This is a genomic window from Jiangella alkaliphila (assembly GCF_900105925.1).
In the GTDB taxonomy this organism is placed as follows: domain Bacteria; phylum Actinomycetota; class Actinomycetes; order Jiangellales; family Jiangellaceae; genus Jiangella; species Jiangella alkaliphila.
The window spans coordinates 3,653,542-3,677,974 of record NZ_LT629791.1 but is presented as its reverse complement, the minus strand read 5'-3'; the positions used below and the strand labels follow the sequence as shown (position 1 = coordinate 3,677,974).

Annotated in this window: 25 protein-coding genes and 1 pseudogene; 11 read left to right on the top strand and 15 right to left on the bottom strand. The window is 71.2% G+C overall.

Annotation, left to right across the window (positions count from 1 at the left end):
• Nucleotides 1-37 precede the first annotated feature (37 nt).
• From BLV05_RS16750 to BLV05_RS16730, 5 genes are all read right to left on the bottom strand, one after another.
• On the bottom strand, nt 38-826 hold the full coding sequence (locus tag BLV05_RS16750) for a hypothetical protein (RefSeq protein WP_152690693.1): 789 nt from the start codon (nt 824-826) through the stop codon (nt 38-40).
• A gap of 188 nt (nt 827-1,014) precedes the next feature.
• Complete coding sequence (locus tag BLV05_RS16745) at nt 1,015-2,214, bottom strand: hypothetical protein (protein WP_152690692.1); 1,200 nt, start codon at nt 2,212-2,214, stop codon at nt 1,015-1,017.
• A 123-nt stretch (nt 2,215-2,337) separates the two neighbouring features.
• Nucleotides 2,338-3,819, bottom strand: a complete 1,482-nt coding sequence (locus tag BLV05_RS16740) for a M81 family metallopeptidase (RefSeq protein ID WP_046768120.1) — start codon at nt 3,817-3,819, stop codon at nt 2,338-2,340.
• Nucleotides 3,820-3,823: 4 nt separating this feature from the next.
• Nucleotides 3,824-4,207 (bottom strand): RidA family protein, encoded by a 384-nt coding sequence (locus tag BLV05_RS16735; protein ID WP_046768119.1) that lies wholly within the window; start codon nt 4,205-4,207, stop codon nt 3,824-3,826.
• Nucleotides 4,204-5,400, bottom strand: a complete 1,197-nt coding sequence (locus BLV05_RS16730; RefSeq protein ID WP_197683693.1) for an aspartate aminotransferase family protein — start codon at nt 5,398-5,400, stop codon at nt 4,204-4,206. Before BLV05_RS16730 ends, BLV05_RS16735 begins: the two co-directional genes overlap by 4 nt.
• Before the next feature lie 329 nt (nt 5,401-5,729).
• On the opposite strand from BLV05_RS16730, the gene BLV05_RS16725 reads away from it, so the two are divergent.
• Nucleotides 5,730-6,602 (top strand): IclR family transcriptional regulator, encoded by an 873-nt coding sequence (locus BLV05_RS16725; RefSeq protein WP_082155127.1) that lies wholly within the window; start codon nt 5,730-5,732, stop codon nt 6,600-6,602.
• A 26-nt stretch (nt 6,603-6,628) separates the two neighbouring features.
• The gene (locus tag BLV05_RS16720) at nt 6,629-7,543 is read left to right on the top strand and encodes an SMP-30/gluconolactonase/LRE family protein (RefSeq protein WP_052762337.1); all 915 of its coding nucleotides are present in this window, start codon (nt 6,629-6,631) and stop codon (nt 7,541-7,543) included.
• Here the strand turns inward: BLV05_RS16720 and BLV05_RS16715 are convergent.
• Nucleotides 7,540-8,634, bottom strand: coding sequence for a pyridoxal-phosphate dependent enzyme (locus tag BLV05_RS16715; protein ID WP_046768117.1), 1,095 nt, complete (start codon nt 8,632-8,634; stop codon nt 7,540-7,542). The genes BLV05_RS16720 and BLV05_RS16715 overlap by 4 nt on opposite strands.
• Nucleotides 8,631-9,566 (bottom strand): succinylglutamate desuccinylase/aspartoacylase family protein, encoded by a 936-nt coding sequence (locus BLV05_RS16710; protein ID WP_052762336.1) that lies wholly within the window; start codon nt 9,564-9,566, stop codon nt 8,631-8,633. Before BLV05_RS16710 ends, BLV05_RS16715 begins: the two co-directional genes overlap by 4 nt.
• A gap of 113 nt (nt 9,567-9,679) precedes the next feature.
• Between BLV05_RS16710 and BLV05_RS16705 the strand changes: the two genes are divergently transcribed.
• Nucleotides 9,680-10,732: an NAD-dependent epimerase/dehydratase family protein gene (locus tag BLV05_RS16705; protein WP_046768116.1), complete on the top strand. Its 1,053-nt coding sequence runs from the start codon at nt 9,680-9,682 to the stop codon at nt 10,730-10,732.
• A 31-nt stretch (nt 10,733-10,763) separates the two neighbouring features.
• On the opposite strand, the gene BLV05_RS16700 is transcribed toward BLV05_RS16705, so the two are convergent.
• The 5 genes from BLV05_RS16700 to BLV05_RS16680 all read right to left on the bottom strand — a co-directional run bounded on the left by BLV05_RS16700 (nt 10,764) and on the right by BLV05_RS16680 (nt 15,882).
• On the bottom strand, nt 10,764-11,804 hold the full coding sequence (locus tag BLV05_RS16700; RefSeq protein WP_082155126.1) for an NAD-dependent epimerase/dehydratase family protein: 1,041 nt from the start codon (nt 11,802-11,804) through the stop codon (nt 10,764-10,766).
• 49 nt (nt 11,805-11,853) lie between these two features.
• On the bottom strand, nt 11,854-12,990 hold the full coding sequence (locus BLV05_RS16695; RefSeq protein ID WP_052762335.1) for a DegT/DnrJ/EryC1/StrS family aminotransferase: 1,137 nt from the start codon (nt 12,988-12,990) through the stop codon (nt 11,854-11,856).
• Complete coding sequence (locus BLV05_RS16690) at nt 12,987-13,964, bottom strand: SDR family NAD(P)-dependent oxidoreductase (protein ID WP_197683692.1); 978 nt, start codon at nt 13,962-13,964, stop codon at nt 12,987-12,989. The genes BLV05_RS16695 and BLV05_RS16690 overlap by 4 nt, the downstream gene beginning before the upstream one ends.
• Before the next feature lie 121 nt (nt 13,965-14,085).
• Nucleotides 14,086-14,874, bottom strand: a complete 789-nt coding sequence (locus BLV05_RS16685; RefSeq protein ID WP_046768112.1) for an SDR family NAD(P)-dependent oxidoreductase — start codon at nt 14,872-14,874, stop codon at nt 14,086-14,088.
• 813 nt (nt 14,875-15,687) lie between these two features.
• The gene (locus tag BLV05_RS16680) at nt 15,688-15,882 is read right to left on the bottom strand and encodes a hypothetical protein (protein WP_152690691.1); all 195 of its coding nucleotides are present in this window, start codon (nt 15,880-15,882) and stop codon (nt 15,688-15,690) included.
• Nucleotides 15,883-16,079: 197 nt separating this feature from the next.
• On the opposite strand from BLV05_RS16680, the gene BLV05_RS16675 reads away from it, so the two are divergent.
• The 7 genes and pseudogenes from BLV05_RS16675 (at nt 16,080) to BLV05_RS16650 (ending at nt 21,507) form a co-directional block, all read left to right on the top strand.
• Nucleotides 16,080-17,069, top strand: a complete 990-nt coding sequence (locus BLV05_RS16675; protein WP_082155125.1) for a zinc-dependent alcohol dehydrogenase — start codon at nt 16,080-16,082, stop codon at nt 17,067-17,069.
• A 142-nt stretch (nt 17,070-17,211) separates the two neighbouring features.
• The gene (locus tag BLV05_RS16670) at nt 17,212-18,177 is read left to right on the top strand and encodes a Gfo/Idh/MocA family protein (protein ID WP_052762334.1); all 966 of its coding nucleotides are present in this window, start codon (nt 17,212-17,214) and stop codon (nt 18,175-18,177) included.
• A gap of 26 nt (nt 18,178-18,203) precedes the next feature.
• A complete protein-coding gene (locus BLV05_RS16665; protein ID WP_052762333.1) occupies nt 18,204-18,644 on the top strand; it encodes a VOC family protein in 441 nt (146 codons plus the stop codon).
• 114 nt (nt 18,645-18,758) lie between these two features.
• Nucleotides 18,759-19,007: pseudogene (locus BLV05_RS38635) on the top strand (Gfo/Idh/MocA family oxidoreductase); the annotation flags it as partial.
• A 53-nt stretch (nt 19,008-19,060) separates the two neighbouring features.
• Complete coding sequence (locus tag BLV05_RS38630) at nt 19,061-20,146, top strand: Gfo/Idh/MocA family protein (RefSeq protein WP_407716992.1); 1,086 nt, start codon at nt 19,061-19,063, stop codon at nt 20,144-20,146.
• Nucleotides 20,032-20,352 carry a sugar phosphate isomerase/epimerase family protein gene (locus tag BLV05_RS16655; protein WP_082155122.1) on the top strand — a complete coding sequence of 107 codons (321 nt, stop codon included), beginning with the start codon at nt 20,032-20,034 and terminating at the stop codon, nt 20,350-20,352. Before BLV05_RS38630 ends, BLV05_RS16655 begins: the two co-directional genes overlap by 115 nt.
• Nucleotides 20,353-20,559: 207 nt before the next feature.
• Entirely contained in the window at nt 20,560-21,507 is a 948-nt protein-coding gene (locus BLV05_RS16650) for an LLM class F420-dependent oxidoreductase (protein WP_046768196.1), read from the top strand.
• Here the strand turns inward: BLV05_RS16650 and BLV05_RS36585 are convergent.
• Nucleotides 21,429-21,845, bottom strand: coding sequence for a trehalase family glycosidase (locus tag BLV05_RS36585; protein ID WP_160312732.1), 417 nt, complete (start codon nt 21,843-21,845; stop codon nt 21,429-21,431). The genes BLV05_RS16650 and BLV05_RS36585 overlap by 79 nt on opposite strands.
• Nucleotides 21,846-21,951: 106 nt before the next feature.
• Between BLV05_RS36585 and BLV05_RS37045 the strand changes: the two genes are divergently transcribed.
• Nucleotides 21,952-22,578: a hypothetical protein gene (locus BLV05_RS37045; RefSeq protein ID WP_052762332.1), complete on the top strand. Its 627-nt coding sequence runs from the start codon at nt 21,952-21,954 to the stop codon at nt 22,576-22,578.
• 10 nt (nt 22,579-22,588) lie between these two features.
• Here the strand turns inward: BLV05_RS37045 and neuC are convergent, their stop codons facing one another.
• Together neuC and BLV05_RS16630 are read right to left on the bottom strand one after the other, a co-directional pair.
• On the bottom strand, nt 22,589-23,755 hold the full coding sequence (gene neuC, locus BLV05_RS16635; RefSeq protein WP_052762331.1) for a UDP-N-acetylglucosamine 2-epimerase: 1,167 nt from the start codon (nt 23,753-23,755) through the stop codon (nt 22,589-22,591).
• 60 nt (nt 23,756-23,815) lie between these two features.
• A complete protein-coding gene (locus BLV05_RS16630; protein WP_046768105.1) occupies nt 23,816-24,307 on the bottom strand; it encodes a transcriptional regulator in 492 nt (163 codons plus the stop codon).
• Nucleotides 24,308-24,433 lie beyond the last annotated feature (126 nt).

Here is a 24,433-nt window from a genome sequence, read left to right as displayed (position 1 = left end):
CAGCTGCCGCCCGGGGGACGCGCGGCCATCGGACCGCTCAGTCGCCCGGGCGCGGCACGTGGCCGGGGTGCCCGTCGCTGTACGGCCCCCAGCGCTCGAGCGGCCCCAGGCTGGCGTCGGTCAGCTCCTGGTTCTGGAGATCGACGACGTAGACGCCGTTCCACTGGAAGAAACCGATCCGCTCCAGCAGAGAGCCGAGCCGGAGACAGGTCAGCTCGGCCGATATCCGGTCCTGGCCCCGGCTGCTGAAGTCGCCCGGCGAGATCCGGCACACGGCGAGCCGGGCGTTGCTGGAGAAACGTTCCAGCGCGGCCGCGATGAACGGCGCCGCGAGGCCGTGACCACGCCATGCCTCTGCCAGCTCGAACCATCGGACGATGACCATACGAGGCGGGCCGGCGCCGATCTTCTCGTCCAGCTCGGGCACCAGCGTTCCATCGGCGAGATCGAGGATCGTCTCGGCAATGAACTCGAGCGCCCACTCTCCCAGCTCGATGGAGTCGAGCAGGTTCCGCTCGCTGTCGAGATCGGCGACCGCCAGCTCGATGTCAGCGACGTGGCGACTTCCGGGCGGGCACACATCGAGGTCCCAGACGTCGGCCGACACATGCCAGTGCTCTGGGAGGTCGTCGTCCGACATGGTCTGCCACCACAGGAGGCGATGACTGACGGTCAGCTCGACGGACATCGGATTTGCGGGCAAATCAGCCATTTCGGGCACCTCGCACGCTCGCACAGCCACCCCGAGTACGCACCATGACGATTCCACCTCGCCATGGTTGGAGAAACGTCGCAGACCGTACGAACGACCAAACCGGGCTTCCATGCCCGTAGGAACGCCGCATCGCAAACATCGCTCGCCTTCGTCGACGGCGGGCCGGTGCAATCGACAGTGGTACCGAAATTGTCTATCAGGCCGCCGTGAACGCAAGTCGAACGATGACAGCACAGCTCACCGCGCTGGCCGGACCGACGTCTGCCTGGCGCGGCGGCCGGATCTCATCCGGCTGCGCCTCAGGAGGCAGTCAGACGCTGCTCCGCCCCGAGCGGGCCATCGATCGCGCCGAACCGGCGCCGCACGGACCTGACCTCTTCCTCGAGCGTCTCCAACGCGGTGAGCATCGCCACGCCCGAGTGGCGAGTTGCGCCGAGCGCGCCCCGAAGCCGCTCGACCTCGGCGCGAAGCTGTTCGTTCTCTTCCAGCAGCTCCACCAGCCGGCGGTGCTGCGCCCGGCGCGACAGCGCGATGTTCCCGGACCCGGCCGCGACGGGCGGCCCGCCGTGCTGTGCGGAGTCAGCCTGCACAGGCACGTCGGCCACGACGTGGAGCTCGGCGCCGTGCCGCTCGGCGGCCTCGCCGGCCAGCAGCTGCTCGACGTCGGCCACCTCCGGCGGCAGCGGTGCGAGGCCACCGCGGTCACGCTGCGACAGTCCGAAGATGTACGCCAGCCGCCGCGGCCCGTTGCGGTCGATGCGCACCGCACCGAGGATCTGATGGCGCCGCGGGTCACGCGGATCGTCGAGCTGGACGCCGGGCAGGTAGGTGCGGATGGCGGCGTCGGGAATGGCGTGGAGCTCACCGACCATGTCGTTGAACTCCTCTTCGACCTGCCCACCCAGCAGGAAGGCGTTGCCGAGCCCGACGACCTCCCACATCACCTGCGTCGCCCAGGCGTGGAACGCCTCGGCATCACGGGCCCCCTGCCTGGCGACGTAGACCGGGCCCAGCCGTCCCTCGTCGGCCAGATAGTCCATCAGGTCGGGAAGGCCGTCAGAGGCCACCCACGTCGGCTCGGTCGCGCTCGGCACGATGCCGTCGCGACACCGGAGGTCGGCGAGCAACGCCCGGAGCACGGCCGGCACGGACATGAACGGCACCCTGGCCGGCTCGTCGTCGTCGCCCTCGGCGGCCTCGATCTCCGTCCAGAGCCAGCCGGGACCGCCCTGGGCCTCGACCGCCGTGACGGACGTCCGCCAGATCTCGTTGCGTCCCTGGGCGTACGGATGCAGCCGCCGCCAGCGGTAGACCGAGCGGCCGCCGGCCTCGTGCCGATCGATCGTGATCACGTCGTCGGGATCCAGGAGGTAGCGGCCCGGAGCGCCGGCGTCGACGCGGATCTCTTTGGTCCGCGACCAGCGATCCAGGTGACCGATGACGGTCTCGATGCACGGCGCCGTCTCCACGCTGAGGAACGACCGGAACCCCACAGCCATGACTCGGCCCTCCTGCCCGCCGGGCCCGGTGCCCGGTACGTTTCGTCAGATAATACTAGAGTTTTATATTTCTGGACGCACGCGGGGCAGGGTGAAGGAGGGTGGGCCGTCGCGGCAGAGCGCCTACCTCGGCGGATAGCTCGCCGGCTCGAATGGATGGATCGGGCGTCGGCGGTTTCGGTAAGTGAACCGCTCGAGCCCCATCGCCGTGATGCCATCGGTGTCGACGACGACCAGCCGGGACGCGATCGGCGCATACGCCGCGCGCGGGCTGTTGACCCCCTTGGCGACGATCACCTGGAAGGCCGCCGGGTCGAGGCCCAACGCGGTCAGCTGCCGCCGGCTGCTGTTCATCGTCTGCCGCGAGGTCAGCACCAACGTCGGCCCCTCGGCGGTCTCGAGGACCGCGGTCGGACCCATGTCGAACCAGCGGAACCCGCCGTGCGTCGGCGCGGGATCCTCGAACCGCCCGTCCGAGATCACCCGCACCCGGCCCTTGACCGGCACGGGGTCGCCGGCCGAGTGCCGATGCCGGGCGCCGACGGTGAGAGCGACCTCGCCGCCGGCCCCGGCCGCCGCGCAGACCCGTACCGCGTCGGGGTCCCAGAGCGTCTGCACGAGCGACCGCAGCCCTCGGCGCAGGGCGGCGGCGAGGATGACGGTGGAGTCGCCCGGCGCGCCGGCCCCGATGTTGTCGCCGACGTCCAGCAGCACCACCGGCGCGGCCTCGCGTTCGGCGAGGTCCAGTGCCTCCTCGACCGTGTGCCCGCGGGCTTGCAGGTCGTCGCGGCGGGCCCACACCGCCTCGGCCAGCTCTCGTGCCGCCTGCTCGGCGGCGAGCCGGTCGCCGTCGTGTACCGCGAGGCAGGACATGCCGACGTGCGGCACGTCGGCGTACGGGAACCCCTCGACCACCCCGGCCCACAGCATGCCCGGCTGCGCCGCGACGCCCTCGGCGGCCGCGACCAGCGACGCCATCGGCTCCTCGCCGGTGTCCTGGCGGGCGATGTTCACCACCAGCGGCAGCGGCTCCAACGCCTGGACCGGAGCGATCTCGCGACGAGCGGTCCGGACGACCAACTCCGCACAGCGCTCGGCCTGCCGGGCGGCATCGACGTGCGGGTTGGTCTGGTAGACCAGCGTGACGGTGAGCGCGTCGACGAGCGGCTGCGAGACGTTGGCGTGCAGGTCCAGGACGGCACCGATGGCCACGTCGGGACCGACGACCGCGCGCACCCGCGTGGCCAGTTCCGCGTCGGCATCGGGCAGGTGCTCCGCGACCGCGGCGCCGTGCAGGTTCAGCAGCACGCCGTCCCACGGTCCGCCGCGCTCGAGCTCGCCGAGCATCTCGCCGGCCAGCCATTCGAACGCGTCGGCCACGATCGGTCCGATGGGGTTGACGTAGCCGAACGTGAGCGGAACCGCCTCGGCACCGAGCCGCGACGCGGCCCGAAGATAGCCGCCGATCGTGGTCGACGAGCCCGCGTACTCGTCGACGATCTGCTGGCCGCGGAAGACGCCGCCGGCCGTGAACAGCGCACGGTCGGCCAGCAAGGGCGAGAACGTGTTGGCCTCGTGGTAGAGGCCCAGCACCGCGAGACGCACTCGGTCAGCCCTCCGAACGCAGGCTCGGTGTGTACTCGCGGTAGGCGACCACGTCCATCTCGAACTTGACGGTCTCGGGCAGGCACCGGGTGATCGTCGTACGAGCCGGGCGCAGCGCCGCGAAGTACTCCATGTACAGGCGGTTGTACTCGGGCAGGTCGGCGGCGTCCTGGACGTACGAGCCGACCTTCACGACGTCCATCAGCGTGAGGCCGGCCACCGCCAGGACCGCCCGGACATTCTCGATCGAGCGGCGCATCTCCTGCTCGAACGTGCCCCTGACCAGCCGTCCTTGCGGGTCGATGGACGCCTGGCCGGACACGAAGACGAAGTCACCGGCCCGGACGAACGGCCGGAACAGCTCGGTCTCTACAGGTGCGCTGGTCATGTCCACTCCGTCAGGGCCTTGCCGAACCGGGTCAGGGCGGCGTCCAGCTCGACCGCACCGTGTGCCGCGGAGACATACCAGACGCCGCGCGGCGCGACCCAGACGCCGTTGTCGACCAGTGCCTCCGCGAGGTCCTCGTAGCGGGCGAGGTCCAGCTGCTGCAGCGTGCGGTAGTCGACGACGTCGGCGTCGCCGAACGAGACGTGGAACGCGGCAGGCAGGCCGGCGGCGCGCAACGGGACGCCGTAGGTCTGGCCGAGCTCGCGGATGCCGGCCATCAGCGCGGTGCCGTGCTCCTCGATGGCGGCGTAGGGCGGGTCGGCGCGCAGCAGCTCCAGACTGGCCTTGACCGCGGCGGTCGCGACCACCGACCCGTTGAACGTGCCGGAGTGGTTCACCTCGCCGGTGCCGAAGCGCTCCATCAGCTCGGCCCGGCCGGCCAGCGCCGCCACCGGCCACCCGGCGGCCAGCGCCTTCGCGTACGTGGCGAGGTCGGGCGTGACGCCGTAGTGGCCGGCCGCGCCGTCGAGGCCCAGCCGGAACCCGGACAGCACCTCGTCGAAGATCAGCACCACGCCGTGCGACGTGCACAGCTCGCGCACGCGCTCGAGGTAGCCGGGCAGCGGCTCGATGACCCCGGCGTTGATCATGACCGGTTCCATGACGACGGCGGCGATCCGCTCGCCGTCGTCGGCCAGCGCCGCGGCCACCCGGTCGGCGTCGTTCCACGGCAGCACCACGAAGTCGTCGAGGTGGCTGGGCAGCTGCCCCGCGCTGGCCACGCCCCAGCCGTCGTCGCCGGGCGCCGTCAGGACGTTGTCGAGCCAGCCGTGGTAGTGGCCCTCGAACCGGACGATCTTCGTGCGGCCGGTGACCGCCCTGGCCAGCCGGAACGCCGCCTGCACGGCCTCCGTGCCGGAAACGCAGAACCGCACCATGTCGGGCCAGCGCAGCGTGGAGCACACCAGCTCGGAGGCCTCGATCTCCAGCTCGTGCTGGCCGCCGAAGATCACCCCCTTGCGGCTGGCCTCGTGGACGGCGCGCACCACCGGTTCGGGTGCGTGACCGAGGAAGTTCGGGCCCTGCCCGAGCAGGTAGTCGACGTAGTCGTCGCCGTCGACGCTGTGCAGCCACGGCCCGTCGGCGCTCTCGAAGAAGATCCGCTGCCCGGCCAGCCGGACGTTGGAGTGCACCCCGCCAGGGGCATGCCGCGATGCGCGTCGGTGGAGCTGGTCGGATCGTTCATAGCGCTGCGGAGGACCGCTCATGAGTCACTCTCCTCGATGGCCAGGCGCAACAAGTGGCGACCACCCGCGAAGTTTTGATATACGAAACTAGAACTCCAACCTTCAAATCACGCTACGATTGGCGCCAGCCGCCGTCAAGGGGGCCAACTCCGCACCGACGATCACCGGCCCGGCGCACCGGCCAGGGCCGGCCGGATTGGCCCCTGGCGAACGATCTTGACGCTCGTAGAATCAATGAAACACCGAGTTCAAGCCAGAAAACCCGAGGTGAGCTCATGCCACGCAAACGGCGGCCGGGCGGAGACGACACGCACGGCCAGGTCGACGACATCGACGACGAACACGCCGTCGCCAAGATCGACATCAACAACGCGCCCGATCCGGCAACCGCCACGCCCGCGCAGGCGAAGAAGTACCTGAACCGCTCGGTCGAGCGGGTCGTCTCCATGCTCAACGAGCTGCAGGAGGCGACCGTGCCGATGTCGCTCGTCGACATCCACCGGGCCATCGACATGCCGAAGGCCACCGCGTTCCGGTACCTCTGGACGCTGCAGAAGCACCGTTACGTCGAACGGAACGCCGACGGCCTCTACGTTCTCGGCCTCGGCTTCGTGGGCATGCAGTCGCGCGACCTCGACGTCCTCAAGGAACGCGCGCGGCCATGGCTCGAGCGGCTCCGCGACGACACCGGCGAGACCACCAACCTCGGCGTCCTCGACGGCAACTCGGTCCGCTACGTGGAGGTCTCCGAGAGCATCCGCACGGTCCGGATGTCCAGCCCGCCCGGCAGCCGCGACCCGCTGTACTGCACGGCGCTCGGCAAGGCCATCGCGGCCCAGCTGCCCGAGAGCCAGGTGCGTGAGCTGCTGGCCCAGGTCGAGATGACGCCGCGCACGGCCCGCACCGTCACCACCGTCGACGGCTACCTGGCACAGCTGGCCACCGTGCGTGCGCGCGGGTTCGCCATCGACGACGGCGAGAACGAAGAGGACGGCCGCTGCGTGGCCGTGGCGCTGCTCGGGACGCGTCTACCCGCGGCGCTCAGCGTCAGTGGTCCGGCCAGCCGATTCAGCACCAGAGAGGCCGCGGCCGTCGCGAAGTCGCTGATCGACGTCGCCGAACGGCTCCAGCCGGCCCCACACGAGTAGCCCTCGACGGCGGTGGCGAGCGAGGCATGATCGGCCACCACGCGCAACACGCCATCCGCTGTCAGGCCGAGGTCGGCGAGGGCCCGCTCTACGACGCCCACGCCGAGACTCTGTACTGGGTCGACATCCCGGCGGGTCATCTGTGGCGGTGGAGCCGCGCCGAGCGGAGCATGGTGTACCAGGCCATCGGGGAGCCGCTCGGCAGTGTCGCGCTGATCGAGGGCGGCGGGCTGCTGCTTGCCACCCGCCGGGGCATCCTGGTCCAGCCCACCTGGTCGGACCTGCCGCGGCTGTGGAGCGCGGTCGAGACAGACCTCGCGACCCAGTTCAACGACGGAAAGTGCGACAGCCGGGGACGGTTCGTGGCCGGCACCGCCGCGGTCGATCCGCGCTTCACCGGCTCGCTCTACCGCGTCGACCACGACGGGTCCACGCATCGGCTCTTCGGCGACATCGGCATGTCCAACGGGCTGGACTGGAGCCCCGACGACGCCTACTTCTACCACGTCGACACGCTGTCGCAGACGGTGCGACGGTACGAGTGGGACGCGGACGAGGGCGTGCCGCACCACCCCGTGCCGTTCATCGAGATCCCGCCCGGCGACGGTCTGCCCGACGGCCTGTGCGTCGACAGCGAGGGCTGCCTGTGGCTGGCCGTCTGGGGCGGCGGAGAGGTCCGCCGCTACGCTCCGGACGGCCGGCCGCTCGGCGCCATCTCGGTACCGACGCCGAACGTGACGAGCTGCACCTTCGGCGGTCCCCGGGGCACCACGCTGTTCATTACGACGGCGGCACTGGCCGCGCCCGGCCATGGCGGCGCCGGACGGTTCGCCGGCGACGTCTTCGTGGCCACGACTCCGGTCACCGGCCAGCGACGCCCGCCGTTTCCCCGCGCCGGCATCCCCGCCGAGCTGCTGGAGCCTCGGGCACCGGAGTTCTAGGGCGCGTCTCGGGCCGAGCGCTGACGGCCGGCCCAGTCGTCCACCCTGCCGGCCAGCTCCGGCAGAGCGACGACCGGCAACGTGGCCGCGTCGGCCCCGAACCGGCCGAGATCCTTCCAGCCGGCACCGGACAGGACGAGCACCGGGTGGTCGCCGGGTCCGATGCGTCCGCGCTCCGCGTCGATCATGAGACCGGCCAGCGTGGCTGCCGCCGCCGGTTCGGCGAAGACGCCTTCGGTGCGGGTGAGCAGACTCTGCGCGGCGAGGATCGCCGCGTCGTCCGGAGCGTCACCCCACCCGCCGGTGGCTTCCACGGCGGCGACCGCCGGCGGGCCGTCGGGCGGGTTCGGCAGCTGCAGTCCCGAGATGTGGCTGTCGCACGTCTCGATCACCGGCACGCGCGCGCTGCCGTCCAGGGCCGCGACCACCGGAGCACAGCCACGCGGCTGACAGGCGATCACGCGCGCGTCGTGGCCACGGTGCCGCAGCCCACGGGCGACCGCCACCAGGAGACCGCCACCGCCGACCGGCACGTAGACGTGGGTCGCGTCGGGTGCCTGCTCGACGAGCTCGTAGGCGAGCGTGTCGACGCCCCGCATGCCGGCCGGGTTGAAGGCGTGCGCGGTGATACCCAAGAAGAGGTCGTGGCGCTGCGCGGCGGCGCGGATCTCGTCGAACAGGACGGCGAGGTTGGCGCTCGTCGCACCGTCGCCGACGCCGTCGACGCCGACCACGCCGAGGCCGTACGGCATCAGCGGCACGCGCTTCTCGATCGGCGCCGACGCGACCAGGCAGAGGAAGCCCGGCAGGCCGGCCCGGGCGCCGTACGCGGCCATGGCCAGGCCGGCGTTGCCCGACGACGAGGCGATCCACCCGCGCATGCGACGGTGCCTCGCGAGCGACAGCGACATGGCCGCCACCCGGTCCTTGTACGATCCGGTCGGGTTCAGCGACTCGAGCTTCGCCGAGAGCCGCCGAAGGCCCAGCCGGCGGGCCAGCGCCGGCAGCGCCACCAGGGGCGTCTCGCCCTCGCCCATGGTCACGAACTCGCGGACGGCGGGAAGATCCGCGGCGAACCGGCTCAGACTCACCGCGTCCCCCGTTCGCCGCCGAGGCCGGCGAGCGCGAACAGCACCTCGCCGGTGCGCGTGCGCGACTGCCGGCGCAGGAACATCACCATTCCGCCGGACGGAGCGGCGACCGAGTCGGCCAGCACACCCGCGTAGGAGTAGATACGCCCGATCTCGTCCCCCGCCGCGACCACGGCGCCGGCCGTGACCGTGCTGACGAAGAAGCCGTCGTGCCCGGACACGACCCCGGCGTCGAGGTCGCCGCCATCGACGACCCGCCGCGGGGCGGGCCGGCCGGCCCGGCCGTACGGCGGCGGCAACATGCCGAACTCGGCCATGATCGCGCAGACGCCGTCGACGTACGCGTCGAGCTCGTGCCGCCGGATGCCACCGCCCCCGGCGCACTCGACGTACACCGCGGGGATGGCGCGATCGACAGCGGCCGAGAGAGTGCGGCCCGAGGCGACGGCCGAATGCGCCCAGACCAGCGGTGCGCCGAAGGCGTACGCCGCCCGCTCGGACCCGGCAGCGTCGCCGCCTCGGGCGACGAAGCCGCAGAACAGCGGCATGTCGTAGCGGCTGCCCGCCGAGTGCAGATCGATCAGCAGGTCCGAACCGTCGATCACCTCGTTCGTGATGCCGGCGGCCAGTGCCTGCGTCGGCCCACCGGCAGGGTCGCCGGGAAAGCACCGCGCGAGATTTCCGTCGTCGAGCGGTCCGGTCCGGCTGCCCGCCGCCCAGGCCGCGGGATGAGCCGGCGCGACCGCCCGCACGGTGCCCACGAGCGGCGCCTCGCGCAACTCCGTCACCAGCCGCCTCACGGCCAGGACGCCCTCGTCCTCGTCGCCGTGCACACCGCCGAGCAGCGCGAGCGTCGGCCCGGGCACCACCCCGCGCACGGTCGTCATCACGGCCCCGCCGGCCAGCACGGTCTCCACGCACGTCGTCTGCATCAACGCCCCTCGGTCATTCTAGGGGAAGACCGCACCCACATGTCATACTGAAACACAGGTTTCAATTGTTTGACCACTCCTGTGGACACTGTCCGGGAAGCGGTGATGATCACATGCGGGTTCTGGTGACGGGTGCGGCGGGCCGGGTCGGCACGAACATGGTCAAGCGTCTCGTCGACGAGGGCGCGACCGTTCGGGCCATGGTGCTGCCTGGCGACGCGCAGCGGTCGAAGCTCGACGTCTTCCCCGACGTCGAGGTCGTCGAGGCCGACCTCGGCGACCAGGCGGCCATCGACGTCGCGTGCCGTGGGGTCACCCACGTCGTGCACCTCGCGGCCCAGCTCGTCCGCGGCGACACCCCGGTCGACCGGCTCTACGACGTCAACGCGCTCGGGACGCTGCGGCTGCTCGAGGGGGTCGTCCACGGTGGAGCGGAGGTCGAGCGGTTCGTGCTGGCCAGCTCCGACGGCACCTACCGGCCGGGCCGCCCGCCGGCCCGGCCGCTGCGGGAGGACAGCTGGCAGGAGCCGGCCGACTACTACGGCACCAGCAAGCTGCTGGGCGAGGTCATCCTGCGCAACCACAGCGCACAGTTCGCCCTCCCCTACTCGATCGTCCGGTTCGCCACGGTGATCAGCCCCGAGGAGGCCGGGACGCTGTTCCGCCTCCGCTTCTGGCGCGCGCTGCTGGGCTGGCAGGCGCTCGGGAAGAACTCACATCTGTGGCCGCTCTTCGACGGTCAGCCGGACCTGCTGGCGCTCCTGAACGAGCAGGCCGGCGAGGCCGACGACGACATCGCCGTCGGCCTGCGCGACCAGGACCTGCGGCCGTGGACGCTGTCACTGCTCGACGTCCGCGACGCCGTCGAGGGCGTCTACCGTGCGCTGACCGAGCCGGGCGCCGTCGGCCAGGCATTCAACCTCGCGGCTCGCGAGCCGACCAGCCACGACGACGGCGCCGCGACCATCGCCGACCTGTACGACGTGCCGAAGCTGATGATCACCATGCCGACGTCCCATCGGCTGGAGCTGAGCATCGACTCCGCCATCGAGCGCGTCGGGTTCTGGCCGCGGCACGACTTCCGCAGCACGGTGCAGGACGGCCTGCGCGGCACCCGCGACTTCATCGAAGCGCACTCCAGCTCCGGCATCGCCTCCACCTGGTGACCGCCGAGCGACGGCTGGCCGGCGCCGCGGGCTAGGCCGGCGACACCGGGAGATAGCTCGGGTCGACGTGCGGCGTCCGCAAGGCGCTCTCCAGCGTCGCGGCGAAATCCCACTGGGGCGCGTATCCCAGCAGGCTGCGCGCCTTGACGGTGGAGACCTCGAAAGCAAGCCGTACCGGCAGCGTCACGTCGACCGAGCCGATGCCGAAGGCCGCGGCCACCACGCCGGCACCCGCCGCGAACGTGGTGGTCCGCGGCCCGACCACGTTGAACACCTCGTCGGCCGCCTGCGGGCGCTCGATGCCGAGCATCAACCCGGCCACCGAGTCGCGCACGTCGGTGAAGTGAATGGACCAGGGCGCGCCGCCGGGCCCGAGCAGCGCGACCGCCGGGTTGTCGGTATGACCGCTCACCGCCGTGTCGAAGCCGGCGAGGACGTCGTCGCGGCCGGCGAACAACTGCCAGAGGCTGCCGCGCTTCCCGGCCTCGACCTGTCCGGCCAGGAACGCCCGCGTCCACGCGAGCCGGAACAGCGGTAGCGCCTCGTTGGGCGCGATGACCGAGCCCAGGCGCATGATCGTGTACTCGAGGCCGTGCAGCTCACGGTGGTTCCGGACGAGCTGCTCGGCGAGCACCTTGGAGGTGCCGTAGTAGTCGCCGGGTCGCTGCGGACTCTCCTCCGTGTACGGCCCCGACGCCGGCGTCGCCGGCCCGTAGACGTTGTCGGTGCTGGCGAAGACGAAGCGCCGGACCCGGCTCCCGCCGGCCACCGACGCCTCCAAGAGCCGCAGCGTCCCCCCGACGTTGACGTCGAGCAGCTCATCCGCCGGCCGCCCGCCGACGACGATCCGCGCGGCCAGATGGACGACGACCTCCGTGTCGGCGACGGCCCGGCGCAGTGCGCGGGCATCGGTCATCGCGGCTTCGACGACCTCGATCCGCGCCGCCAGCGCCGGATGCGGCTGCCGCCCGTCCGGCTGAACCGTTCCGCGCACGTCGTGGCCCGACTGCACCAGCTGCTGCGCGAGCGTCGACCCGACCCGGCCGGCCGCCCCTGTCACGAGCACCCTCACTCGCCGTCCTCCTCACTGCGGTACCTCGCTGGAACCGCCGAAACCCCCGTCACGCACCCACACCGACAGCGGTCAGCGCCGTCGCCACCACCGCCTCCTGGTCCTCGGCGGACAGCGTGGCCGTGCTCGGAAGGGAGATCCCCCGGCGGTGCAGGTCATCCGCGACCGCTCCGCCGAGAACGCGGGCGGACGCGTACGGCCGCTGCCGATGCAGAGGCGGCCACAGCCGCCGCGCCTGAGCGCCCGCCGCGGCCAGACGGGCGACCACGTCGTCCGGACTGGAGTCGCCGGCCCCCGCCAGGACCGAGTAGAGCCAGTAGGACGGGTCCGCCCACGCCGCTCTCGGTGCCGGCGTGAACGGCGACGTCGACAGCCACGCGTCGTACCGCGAGGCGATCGACCGCTTGGCCGCCAGCAGCTCGGGCAGGCGCTCCAGCTGCGCGACGCCGACCGCCGCGGCGAGGTTGGTCAGCCGATAGTTGTAGCCGACGGTGTCGTGCTCGTAGTGGCCGCCGGCCACCTTCGCCTGGTTCGCCAGGTGCCTCGCCGCGTCCGCGTACTCGGCGTCAGCCGTCACGATCATCCCGCCACCGCCGGTGGTGATGATCTTGTTGCCGTTGAAGGAGTAGCAGCCGAGGTCGCTCACTGTGCCCACCTGACGTCCCGCCAGGGGGCCGCTGGTCCACGAGGCGCCCAGCGCCTCGGCCGCGTCCTCGACGATCCGCACACCGAATCGCGACCGCAACTCCAGCAACGGCTCCATGGCCGCCGGATGCCCGAGCACGTGCACCACCTCGACGACGTCCGGGATCGGCTCCCCGAGGCGGGCTCGGCGCGTCACCTCGTCGTACAGCAGCTCCGTGTCCATGTTCCAGGTGTCGGGTTCGCTGTCGACGAGCAGGACGTCCGCGCCGGTGTACGCCGCCGCGTTGGCCGACGCGATGAAGGTGAAGTCCGACACCGCCACCAACCGGCCGGGTCCCGCGCCGGCCAGCCTCAAGGCGACATGAAGCGCCGCCGTGCCGCTGGCACACGCCACGGCGTGGCCGGCGCGGACGGCCTCGGCGAAGCGCTGCTCGAACCGCTCGACGAACGGCCCGACCGACGACACGAATCCTGTCTCGATGCACTCGGCCAGGTAGCGCGCCTCGTTGCCGCCGAGGACGGGTTCGGCCAGCGGAATCACCGGTGGTACCTCGTCACCTGGTCGGCGACGACCCGGGATTCGAGCCATCGAGCGGTCTCGCGCAGCCCGTCCGGCAGGGTACACCCGGCCTGCCAGCCCAGCGCCGCCTTCGCCCTGCTCGGTTCCGAGAGCAGCACCTGGACCTCGCTGGACTCGGGCCGGATCCGCTGCCGATCGGTGACGACCGTCGCCTCGACCCCGGTCACCTCGCAGGACAGCGCGAACAGCTCCTCGATGGACACCGCGTTGCCGGTGCCGAGCTGGACCACCGACCCCGCGGGAAGGCCGGCAGCGGCCATCCGGACGAACCCGTCCACCGTGTCGGCGACGAAGGTCAGGTCACGCCGGGGCGACAGGTTGCCCAGCCGCACGGTGGTGGCGCCCGCGAGCAGCTGCCCGAGGATGGTGGGGATGACGGCGCGAGCGGACTGCCGCGGGCCGAACGTGTTGAACGGCCGCAGGGTGACGGCGTCCACGTCGAACGACCTGGCGTACGACTGGCACAGCTGGTCCGCGGCGATCTTCGACGCGGCGTAGGGCGACTGGGCGCGCAGCGGGTGGTCCTCGGTGATCGGCACCGTCTCGGGCGTCCCGTACACCTCGCTCGTGGAGGTGTGCACCATGCGGACGCCGCCCGCGTCGCGCACGGCCTCCAGCACGTTCAACGTCCCCTTGACGTTCGTGTCGACGAACGACTCGGGCGCCTGGTAGCTGTACGGGATCGCCACCAGCGCCGCAAGGTGGAAGACGACGTCGACGTCGCGCACGGCGTCCCGCACGGACCGCGGGTCGCGGATGTCGCCGAGTTGCAGGTCGATCCCCGCCCGGCGGCCCGGCGCCAGCTCGTCCAGCCAGCCGTAGGAGCCGTTGCTGTTGTAGATGCAGAACGCCTTGACCGCCGCGGCCTCGTCGAGCAACCGCTCGACCAGATGACTCCCGATGAATCCGTCCGCACCCGTGACCAGAACCCGCATGCGCGTCAGTGCATCCATGAAACGCCATTCGTCCTCTCGGCTCACCGTCGATGATCGAACTCGATTCTCGCGCCGGGCCGAGCGGACGTGCAGGGGGCGTGTTCTGGTGCAGTCGGGGCCGCTACCAGAGCGTCCAGCCGCCGTCGACGACGATCTCGGCGCCGGTGACGAAGCTGGCGTCGGGCGAGAGAAGGAACGCGACCGCACCCGCGACCTCTTCGGGACGCCCGACACGCCCCAGCGGCGTCGCCCGCGCGAAGCCGTCCGCGTCGGCGCCGGCCAGGGTGCCGACGTCGATCATGCCGGGTGAGACCGTGTTCACCCGGACGCCCATCGGGGCGGCGCCGGTGGCCAGCTCACGCGAGAGCATGCGCAGGGCACCCTTCGCGGCGGCATAGGACGTGTCGCGCACCGGCCCGTCGGGCCCGTCGGCGGCGAACCGGGAGGCGTAGAAGGCATTGTTGAGCGTCACGCTGCCGTAGACCGAGGCGATGTTCACGATCGCGCCGCCGCCGGTCTCGCGCATCCGGCGAATGCACTCGACGGACAGGAACTCGGACGCCTCGAGGATCAGCGCGAGGTTCGCGCGCCAGTCGGAGAGCACCGGAGCGAGCAGCGGGGCGAGGTTGGAGCCACCGGCGTTGTTGACGAGTGCCTGCAGCGGTTCCGGTCGCGCGTCGGCGGCCGCGAGGATCAGCGCCCGCCCGTCGTCGGTGCTGACGTCGGCTGCGACGGTGTCCGCCTGGCCGCCGTCGTCGCGCAGCAACTCGGCCGTCTCCTCCAGCGGGTCCTTGCGGCGACCGGCAAGCAGGCAGGTGTAGCCGTCGTGCGCCAGCTTGACGGCGATGGCTCGCCCGATACCGGTTCCGGCGCCGGTCACGATCGCCAACCGGCCCTCGTCCGTCGTCATAGCCCCCTCCACGGTCCGGTGTGAAATGAAACCTGCGTTTCGGCTCCGACGTGCGCTGGTCGCCCAGGACAGTCATCGACGGAATTGCTCTGCCCAGCGCCCGCCCGGGGCGAAGACCCACGTCCTGTTCGTCACCAGCGAGGCATGCACCGACGCGGAAGAGGGACGCACGAGCGCAATCGGAGCCACCCGCTCCGCCTTTCTTAGCGCTCGGCCGGGATCGGCGCCGACCAGACTGCCGAAGCCGATGTATACGGGCGGGTCGCCACCGTCCAGGAACTCTGCCAGCGCCGTCGGCGGCGTCCAGGGAGGATCGATCCGCGTGAACCAGTATCTGGTGGTTGTGCACCCAGCCCGGGCAGTCCAGTTCCGGCGGCAGTTTGGGCCGGCTGAAGGGATGCAGGACGGTCACAGGGTCGCTGTCCTGCGGCCGGAGCACGTCATAATGGCCAGCGGGCCCAGCGACCGCTGCCGCCAGCTCGTGAGGTCGCCCTGGTAGGCCCGCTGCGGGCGTCCATCACCCGGCACGAGCCCCGGTTCGGCTGCCGCGGTAGCGCGAGCGGCAGCGCCAGATAGGTTAAGGAGCCGGACGGCACCCACACGGGGTGCGGGCAGACGCGTCGGCTGGCACCCCCAGCTTCTCCCGCGATCTGCTGGCCGGGGAACAGCGCGTGATGGACGACGACGTCAGCACCGTCACGGCTCTCCGCGACCATGTCGTCGTAGATTCCGGTCGTGACGCGCCGCAGCCCGCGCATCGCCCGCCACTCCCGGCGCTTGTGACGCAGCCGCCAGAGCCCGGTCCCGACCGCCTCACGCACCCGGGGGTCGTCGCCGAGCGCGTCGTCCGGTCCGAGACCGCACGACACGCAGACCCGCGGGCGGGTCCATCGAGGCCAGGTCGAACGGCGCGCCCAGCACCGCCTCGTGACCGGCCTCGTCGAGCGCCTCCGTCAGCGCGACGAACGGCTCGACGTCGCCAGGGCTCCCGTACGTGAGCATCAGCACCTTCATGTCCTCGGACAACCGCCCTGGCCCCGTGAGTCCGCCTCCTGCGGTCGCACCCGAGCCTGGCAGGCGGCGATCGGACCGGCGAGGGGGCAGCTTTCATGCCTTGACATTCTCCCCGGCGACCGATCAGTATTTCTCTCACCAGAACATCAGTATTGATTAACGAAACTCGTGCGCCACCATCGGAGACCGGCATGAGAGCACTGCAATGCGAGGGCGACGGGCGGGTGACCATCGCGGACCTGCCCGATCCCAAGCCACGGGACGGCGAGGCACTCATCCGGATCGAGGCCTCCGGCCTGTGCGGCAGCGAACGTGATTCCCTGCGGGTCGGCAGTTCGTGGCCGGAGGGACTCGTCGGCAACGGCGGTCACGAGGCCTGCGGCATCGTCGTCGAGCCCGGCGAGTCCCGCTTCCAGCCCGGGGACCGGGTCGGCCTGTCGGCGATCGTGGGCTGCAACGCGTGCGTCCGCTGCGCGGCCGGCCAGGAGCTGTTCTGCCGCAGCGGCGGACCGCAGGGATCGAGCAAGAGCGGCGGCTGGCACGCCGAGCTGGTGACGGTCGACGCCCGGGCCCTGCGCGAGCTCCCGGCTCACGTCGACGCACTGACCGGCGTGCTGGTCAGCGGCGACACCCTGGGCGTGCCGGCCCGAGGACTTCGCCGGGTGCCGACGAGCGTCGGCGACCGGGTCCTCGTCATCGGACTGGGGCCGGTCGGCCTCGCGCACGCGGCCGTGCGGACCTTCGCCGGCTGCGACGTCTTCGGCGTCGAGCCGTCGGCCTACCGCCGCAAGCTCGCGGCGTCGCTCGGCATCGACACCGTGAGCAGCATCGACGACGTCACGGACTTCCGGGCCCGGCTGGTCATCGAATGCAGCGGTCAGCCGTCGTGCATCGAACAGGCCCTCGACCTCGCCGACGGCGGCGGCATCGTGCTGCAGTCCGGCGAGTGCCACACCGAGGTGCGGATCAAGCCGTCGGACACCTTCATCCGGCGCGAGATCACCTACACGGGCAGCTGGTACTACACGAGCGAGGACTACCCGGCGATGCTCGACCTCGCGGCGCACGGCCCGCGGCTCGACGCCCTCTGCACGCACGACGTCACGGCCGACGACGCGCAGGCCGCCATCGACGACTTCCTCGCCGGCGCGTCCGGCAAGGTCATCGTCCGCTGGTCCTAGCCTCGCCGGCGAACGTGGCGGGTATCGCCCCCTCCGGAACCACCCGCCCACACCGCTACCGTCCGAGAACGGGCCGGGTACCGCGGGTCGGGTCCGGCACTCAGCGGCGAACGGCCACACGACATCTGGATTGGGTTGTCGAATGGAAGACCAGGAGCAGATCCCGCACCCCCACCTCCGGCTCGGCATCATCGGCGCCGGCAGTCACTCCTCGAACATGATCTACCCGAACCTGCACGCCCTGCCGGCGGAGCTGGTCGCCGTCTGCGACCTCGACGCCGACCGGGCCAGCCGCAACGCCCGGCGCTTCGGCGGGCAGCACTTCACCGACCACACCGAGATGCTCGACCGGGCCGAGCTCGACGCGGTCATCGTGTGCGTCGGGCCGAAGGAGCATGCCCGGCTCTCCGTCGAGGTGATGGAGGCCGGGCTGCCGGTCTACACCGAGAAGCCGCCGGCCGCGAGCGCAGCCGACGCGCGCACGGTGCTCGAGGCCAGCCGCCGCACCGGCCAGCCCTGCATGACCGCCTTCATGAAGAGGTTCGCCCCGGCCTACCAGAAGGCGCACGCGGCGATCGTCTCACCGGAGTTCGGCGCCCCGAGCCTGCTCACGATCGACTCGGGGCTGGGGCTGGTCCACGAGGATCCCTCCTGGCTGCTCTTCGACTTCTCGATCCACGTGGTCGACCTGGCCCGCTTCCTCTTCGGTGAAGTTAGCGAGGTCTACGCGCGCACCCAGCAGCAGATCGCCTACGCCACCACCCTGATCTTCGCCAACGGAGCGGTCGGCAACGTCGCCGTGTCCGCCCACCGACAGGGGACGATCACCGAGGAGGTGGAGATCACCGGCGGGTTCGGCGACTTCATCACGATCAGCGACGGCTCGGCGATGATGCGCCATCACGACAACCGCGTCGTCGACTGGCACGAGCGACCCTACGCCGAGATCGGGTACCGGCTCGAGCTGGCCGAATTCGTCTCGGCGATCCACGAGGGCCGGGAGCCCGAGTCGTCCATCGCCAGCTCCTACCAGACCATGCGGCTGTGCGAGGCCATCGACCTGTCGGCCAAGGAGCGCCGCCCGGTCGTCCTCGACGAGATCCACTGACCCGTAGACCCAGCGGAGGAGAACACGTGAGCGACACACAGATCCACCACCTCGGCCTCACCGTCGGTGACGTCGACCGCTCGGTCGAGTTCTACACGACGTTGTTCGGCATGGAGGAGACCACCCGCGGGGTCGCCGACGTCGCCTACGTCTCGGCGGGCGTCGGCGTGCCGAACTCGAAGCTGGTCATCGCGATGCTCCGTGGTGAGACCATGCGGCTGGAGCTGATCCAGTACGCGCGCGAGGCCGGCAACGACTCCGCGCCGCGCAACAACGACATCGGCGCGGCGCACGTCTGCTTCCCGGTCGAGGACATCGATGCGACGTACTCGGAGTTCGTTGCCAAGGGAGTGGAGTTCATCGCTCCGCCGAGCCCTTCACTGGGCGAGGGCACGTCGCGGTTCGCGTATCTCCGCGACCCGGACGGCATCACGGTGGAGATCCTCCAGCTGTCCATCGACGAGTGAGCACGGTCCTATGGCGCTGAGCGAGAGGGCGCAGATGCGAGCGATGTGACGACCGCGAGTCCGGGCCGTGAGCTACGGCTCGGCATCATCGGGCCGGGGGTCAACTCCTCCAAGATGATCTGCTCCGCCCTGCGCGATCTCCCGGTCCGGCTCGCAGCCGTCTTCAACCTGGACCGGTCGAAAGCGGAGCACAACGCTCGGGTCTTCTGCGCCGAGGAGGTCTTCACCGATCACCTCAGGATGATCGAGCGGGCCGGCCTCGACGCGGTCGTCGTCTGCGTCGGGCCACAGGAGCATTCGCGGCTGGCCATCGAGGTCATGGAGGCCGGCCTGCCCGTCGATACGGAGAAGCCGCCCGCGCTCAGCGCCGCGGACGCCCTGGCCGTTCTCGAGACGATCCGGCGGACCGGGCAGCCGTGCATGACGTCGTCAAGCGGTTCGCACCGGCCTACCGGAAGGCGCACGAGGCGGTGCACTCCCCCGACTTCGGCGCGCCGACGCTGCTCACCATCAACTGGTCCTCCGGCCCGTTCACCGAAGGAAACCTCCCGGACGACCCGAAGCCCCGGTTGCTGCTCGACATCTGCGTCCACATGCTGGACCTGGCCCGGTACATGTTCGGCGAGGTCGCCGAGGTCTTCGCCAACCAGCTCGACGACATCGCGTACGCCGTCAGCCTGCAGTTCCAGAGCGGCGCGATCGGGGTCCTCGGGATGTCGGGGAACCACGCCTACTCGGTCACCGAGCGGACCGAGCTCACCGGCGGGCCGGGCCACTACGTGGTCGTCCCGCACGCCGGCAAGATGATCCGGTACCAGCAGGTGGCCGACTGGTACCGTTCGCCATCGTCGACGGCAACGCCGAGCGCGGCTACCGCGGGGAGCTGCTCGAGTTCGTCGACGCCGTCCGGGAGGGGCGGCGAGCCGGAGTCGGCGATCGCCAGTGCCTACGACACCATGCGGCTCCACGAGGCGATCGGCCGATCGGCCGATCGGCGCGCTAGCACCGCCTGGTCCGGCTGGACGAGGCCGCATGACGGCGATGCGCGTCGGGTGCTCCCTCATCAGCTTCGGCGACCGTCCGCTCGCCCGGTCCTTCGACCTGATTGCCGGCCTCGGCTTCTCGGTGGTGGACCTCGCCGCCATGCCAGCCTATCCGGCGCAGCCGGAGCTGAGCGACCCGTCCGCCCGGCAGATCGACGACATCGCCGCCCTGGTGCAGCGGTACGAGTTCGGGGTCGCCGGCCTGCAGTCCGCGCCGTGGGCTCCCGATGCCATCGACGACCACGCGGAGTGCGCTCGGCGCTACGGCGTCGCCGCGGCCCTCGCGGCCGCGGTCGGCACCCGGACGTGGGTGATCGACGCACTGGTGGGCACCGACGCCCGCCATCGAGCGGCGCACGGGACTGGACCGGTTCGCCCGCGTCACGACGATGGCCGCCCAGATCGCGGACCGGCGCGGGCTCCGGCTGGAGGTGGAGATCCCGCACCGCGGCGGCCTAGCGGAGACGCTGCCGCAGGTGCTCGAACTACTGGAGTTCGCCGACCTGCCGCAGCTGGGCATCGACCTGGACACCAGCCACGTGCTGAACCCTAGTTCGAGCACGTCCGAGGTCGTCGCAGCGCTCGGCCCGCGGATCGCCCACGTGGTGCTACGCGACGGCCGGATCGGGGAGTTCTGCACCCCCGGCGACGGCGACTTCGACTAGTACTTCGCGCAGGTCACGGCCGCGGGCTACGACGACGAAGTCATGCTCAAGCTCGAGCCGTCGGATGCGGACGCCTCGGCCGACGATCGGGTCCGTGAGGCACGACGGGCCCTCGATCACGTCGCTCCCCTGCTCGAGCCGGCCGGTGCGCGGCGGCTGAGACGGACCCTCTCGTGCGCCCGCGATGACGTCCCTACGGTCGATCGCATGGACGTGCGGATTCTGAGCGAACCCCAGCAGGGAGCCTGTTACGACGACATGCTCGCGGCAGCGAAGCTGGCCGAGGACGCCGGCTTCGCGGGCTTCTTCCGATCCGATCACTACCTACGCATGGGAACGGCGTCCGGCCTGCCCGGTCCCACCGACGCCTGGGTCACGCTTGCCGGGCTGGCCCGCGAGACCACGCGGGTCCGGCTCGGAACACTGGTCAGCCCGGCGACGTTCCGTCATCCGGCGGTGCTGGCCATCTCGGTGGCGCAAATAGACCAGATGTCCGGCGGCCGTGTCGAGCTGGGTCTCGGTGCGGGCTGGTACGCGGAGGAGCACGAGGCGTACGGCATCCCCCTCGACGATGCAGGCCGGCGGTTCGACGTGTTCACCGAGCAACTCGCCGTCGTCACGGGTCTCTGGAAGACGCCACCGGGTGAGACGTACAGCTTCCATGGGACGCACTACCGGCTCGTGGACTCACCGGCGCTGCCGAAACCGTTCCAACGCCCGCGTCCGCCGGTGATCATCGGTGGTCGCGGCAAGCGGAGGACGCCGGAGCTGGCCGCGGCCTACGCCGACGAGTTCAACCTTGCCTTTGCCGAGGTAGGTACGGCACCCGAGCACTTCGAGCGCGTCGACGCGGCCGCTCGGCGGATCGGCCGCCGCCCGGACACCATCGTCCGGTCCGTGTCGCTGCTCCCTGCTGTCGGCCGCACGCCAGCCGAGTCGGCCCGCCGGGTGGACCGGCTGCGACGGCAGCTGCCGAAGATCCCCGTCGGCCAGCTGCCCGATCACATGCCGACCGGCTCGCCCGCCGAGCTGGTGGATAGGATCGGCCGATACGAGTCAATCGGCGTGTCCCGCGTCTATCTGGACCTGTTCGACCTGAGCGATCTCGACCAGATCGAGCTCATCGCCGCCGAAGCCCTTCCGCAACTCGGTTGAGGGTCAGCCGTCCGGCCGATGACGGCGCGCCCCACCACGACCGCGGCGGCCGCGGTCCAGCCGTGCATCGTCGCGTTCCCGTACCGGGCGTTCGGCAGTTCCATCCCGCCGTCGACCTCGTTGTACGTCTCCGGCAGCCGGCCCGTGCGTCGGCACTCGCCGATCGCCAGCCTCAGGAAGTTCCGGCCGATGCGCTTGGTGTGCTCGTCGTAGCCGTAGTCGCGCAGCCCTTGAGCCACGATGGGCTGCTCCGGCGCCCAGCCGGCCGGATGCATCCATGGCAACTGCTCGGTGCCGTAATGATCACCATGCCTGTCATCCCTGATGGCCGCCAGCATGTTGAGTACGCTCCTACGCAGGTCCTCACCGAGTACTTCGTCCCTGGCGCTCGGCAGAACGCAACCCCTTCCGCCGTCGGCGACGCGACAGCAGACTCGTCCTCCGATGTCCGAAGATCTCCGCGCCAGACTGGCGCACTGCGGCGACGGCGTCGTCATCGACGACGACGTGCGGATCGAGCGTCCCGAGCTGCTGCGGGTGGGCGACAACGTCCGGATCGGCCGAGGCTTCCACTGCCAGGGCGACGTGCGCATGACGGTCGGCGCGAACGTGACCTTCCATCCCTGGTGCTTCGTCCAGGGCGCCGGCGAGGTCGGGGTCGAGGAGGGCGTGGAGTTCTTCCCATCGACCTACATCTCGACCGGGGACGCCCAGGGCCGCATCAGGATCGGCCGGCGCACCCACTTCGCCGCCGGCTGCGCCCTCTACGGAAAGCACGGCCTGACGATCGGCGCGTACTGCAACATCGCCGCGCACGTCGTCCTGTCCACCGTGCAGCACGATCCGCGCCGGCATCCCGAGCCGATGGCCCTCGCGCCGCAGGACGGCGGCCCCATCACGCTCGCCGACGACGTGTGGATCGGCGCCAACGCCACCGTCACGCCGAGAACGGCGGTCGCGCGCGGCTGCATAGTCGGCGCCGGTGCGGTGCTGACCCGCGACACCGAGCCCTACGGCGTCTACGGCGGGGTCCCCGCGCGCCGCCTGCGCGAGCGGGTGCCGCCGGGCTGAGCCGGCGGCGTCAGCGCACGGGCAGGTCGGCGAACCGCTTCGTCGTCAGCCCGTCGAGGTCGATCGAGCGCAGCACGTCGACGATCCGTCCCGCCGCCCGGCCGTCGCCGAACGGGGACCGGGCGGTCCTGGCCAGCCGCTGGTGCTCGGGCGTCAGCGCCCGGCGAATCGCGCGGATGATGTCGTCGGCGGTCTCTCCAGAGTCGATGACCGACGCCGCACGCGGCCGGCCGTCCTGGCGCGTGCCGATGTTCACCGTCGGGGTGTGCAGCGCCGGCGCCTCGATCAGCCCGCTGCTGGAGTTCCCGACCACGACCGCGGCCTGCCGGACCAGGCTCAGGTAGGCGTGCTGGCCGAGCGAGGCCGCCATGGCGGCGCGGACGGCCTGACGGCCGGCGAACTCGCGGATCGGGGCGAACACCTCAGCGCCGCCCGGGTCGACGTTGGTCCCGGTGATGACGACGGTGGCGTCCGGCAGCGCCTCGAGGGCGGCGACCAGGCCGGCGACGCCGTCACGGCTGCCCGCGACGTCCGCCGTCGCCGGATGATAGGTCACCGCCAGCACGGGGTCCCGCAGCGGCAGGCCGATCCGCCGGGACAACTCGGCACGATCCAGCAGGGGCGCCGTCCGGATGGTGTCCAGGCTCGGCACCCCGGTGACGAACACCCTGCTGGGCGCCTCCCCGAGCTGGATCACCCGGGCCCGGAACTCCTCGTTCGCGGTGAAGTGCAGGTGCGCGAGCTTCGTGATCGCGTGCCGCGTCGAGTCGTCGGTGGAGCCGTAGGACAGCTCTCCCCCGCTGATGTGCGCTATCGGCAGGAGGCGAAGGTGCGCCACCATCGCGGCGGCCAGGGCCTCGTACCGGTCCCCCAGCAGCACCAGCAGGTCCGGGTCCAGCCGGTCCAGCGCGTCGGCGTAACCGATCACGCCGAGCGCCAGCGACTTCGCCGCCGTCGACGGGGTGTCCCGTGCGAGCACCATGTCGACCCGCTCGGCCACCTCGAACCCGTCCGCCTCGATCTGGCCGACGGTCATGCCCTGTCCTGGGACCAGATGCCCCCCGGTGGCCAGCAGCCGCAGGTCGACGGTGGGCTCGTCGCGCAACGCCGCGATGACCGGCAGCAGCGGCCCGTAGTCGGCCCGGGAGCCGGTGAACACGCAGATCCGCCGCAGCACGCCCCCACAGTGTGCTCCAGCCCGGCAGTGCCGGAAGGTGGCGTCTTCAGCCCAGCCCGGCTACGGCTCGAGGACACCCCAGTCGACGATGCGCTGCCGGAGATCCTGGGGATCGGTGCCGTAGACGGCGGACATCGTCACGATGTCGGCCGACCTGATGGTGAGGATGACGGTGCCGTAGTCGCCGCGGATGCGCTGCAAGCCGTCCACGAAGCGAGTCAGGGCCTCGGCCTCGCGCGGCGCGGACCGCAACCGCTCCAGGTGCAACACCGCCCTGCCGGTGTCGAGAGTGCGCTGCCGAGGCTGCCCGTGCAGGCCTCTCAGCAACTCCTCGATCGGCTCCTCGTAGAGCTCGGCCAGTTCGAGGATGCGGCGGATGCCCGGCGTGCGCTCGCCCCGTTCGTACGAGCCGAGAACCGTGTAGCGGATCGAGCCACCGGTACGCCGCTCCACCTCCTGCAACGTCAATCGGCGCCGTTCGCGCAGCGCTCGCAGCCGCGCACCGATCCGTTTGCTGAACGTCGCATCGGAGTTGGCCTGGTCATCACTCATGCACCGAGCTCCCGTTCTCGTGGTTCCCCTGGCGCGATTGTCACCCGGTCCGGCCGCGGCCGCATGTCGAGCGGCGGACACCGGCCCCTTCCACGACGGCGCTCCGGCTCGCGACGCTGGCTGCCG

What these genes read in the sequence shown, in the direction of transcription:
- BLV05_RS16630 (WP_046768105.1), bottom strand. Translation starts at nt 24,307, where the DNA reads ATGAGTGATGACCAGGCCAACTCCGATGCGACGTTCAGCAAACGGATC.
- BLV05_RS16735 (WP_046768119.1), bottom strand. Translation starts at nt 4,207, where the DNA reads ATGACCAGCGCACCTGTAGAGACCGAGCTGTTCCGGCCGTTCGTCCGG.
- BLV05_RS16710 (WP_052762336.1), bottom strand. Translation starts at nt 9,566, where the DNA reads ATGCAGACGACGTGCGTGGAGACCGTGCTGGCCGGCGGGGCCGTGATG.
- BLV05_RS16720 (WP_052762337.1), top strand. Translation starts at nt 6,629, where the DNA reads ATGATCGGCCACCACGCGCAACACGCCATCCGCTGTCAGGCCGAGGTC.
- BLV05_RS16745 (WP_152690692.1), bottom strand. Translation starts at nt 2,214, where the DNA reads ATGGCTGTGGGGTTCCGGTCGTTCCTCAGCGTGGAGACGGCGCCGTGC.
- BLV05_RS16670 (WP_052762334.1), top strand. Translation starts at nt 17,212, where the DNA reads ATGGAAGACCAGGAGCAGATCCCGCACCCCCACCTCCGGCTCGGCATC.
- BLV05_RS16675 (WP_082155125.1), top strand. Translation starts at nt 16,080, where the DNA reads ATGAGAGCACTGCAATGCGAGGGCGACGGGCGGGTGACCATCGCGGAC.
- BLV05_RS16650 (WP_046768196.1), top strand. Translation starts at nt 20,560, where the DNA reads ATGGACGTGCGGATTCTGAGCGAACCCCAGCAGGGAGCCTGTTACGAC.
- BLV05_RS36585 (WP_160312732.1), bottom strand. Translation starts at nt 21,845, where the DNA reads ATGCTGGCGGCCATCAGGGATGACAGGCATGGTGATCATTACGGCACC.
- BLV05_RS16685 (WP_046768112.1), bottom strand. Translation starts at nt 14,874, where the DNA reads ATGACGACGGACGAGGGCCGGTTGGCGATCGTGACCGGCGCCGGAACC.
- BLV05_RS16705 (WP_046768116.1), top strand. Translation starts at nt 9,680, where the DNA reads ATGCGGGTTCTGGTGACGGGTGCGGCGGGCCGGGTCGGCACGAACATG.
- BLV05_RS16725 (WP_082155127.1), top strand. Translation starts at nt 5,730, where the DNA reads ATGCCACGCAAACGGCGGCCGGGCGGAGACGACACGCACGGCCAGGTC.
- BLV05_RS16690 (WP_197683692.1), bottom strand. Translation starts at nt 13,964, where the DNA reads ATGCGGGTTCTGGTCACGGGTGCGGACGGATTCATCGGGAGTCATCTG.
- BLV05_RS16750 (WP_152690693.1), bottom strand. Translation starts at nt 826, where the DNA reads ATGGAAGCCCGGTTTGGTCGTTCGTACGGTCTGCGACGTTTCTCCAAC.
- BLV05_RS37045 (WP_052762332.1), top strand. Translation starts at nt 21,952, where the DNA reads ATGTCCGAAGATCTCCGCGCCAGACTGGCGCACTGCGGCGACGGCGTC.